Genomic DNA, 311 nt, shown 5'->3' with positions numbered 1-311 from the left:
AAAACTCTCTCCCTCACCTATTTAATAAAGTACCGTTCGATATCGTTCCAGGTGACCAAAATCATTAACAACAGTAACAGCATAAACCCAATCATTGTCACAATTCCTTCAGCCCGTTCTGGAATTGGCCGACGAATAATGGCTTCAATAATATTTAATAATAATTTTCCACCATCAAGCGCTGGAATTGGCAACAAGTTTACGATCCCTAAGTTAATCGATAACAATGCCAAGAAGTTTAAAACACCATTTACACCTAGAGCAGTCGCTTGAGATGTCCCTGCGTAGATTGCCACTGGTCCACCAAAATC

Annotated in this window: 1 protein-coding gene; it reads right to left on the bottom strand. The window is 39.9% G+C overall.

The window, feature by feature from the left end; genetic code table 11:
- Nucleotides 1–17: 17 nt before the first annotated feature.
- The coding region (locus ACFIK0_RS09550) for a site-2 protease family protein (protein WP_375663936.1) at nucleotides 18–311 on the bottom strand (294 nt) is incomplete at its 5' end.

The organism is Bartonella sp. CL63NXGY (assembly GCF_042194905.1).
Lineage (GTDB): Bacteria > Pseudomonadota > Alphaproteobacteria > Rhizobiales > Rhizobiaceae > Bartonella.
Note: the sequence above shows the minus strand (reverse complement) of the source record. Positions and strands in the feature narration are given on the sequence as shown.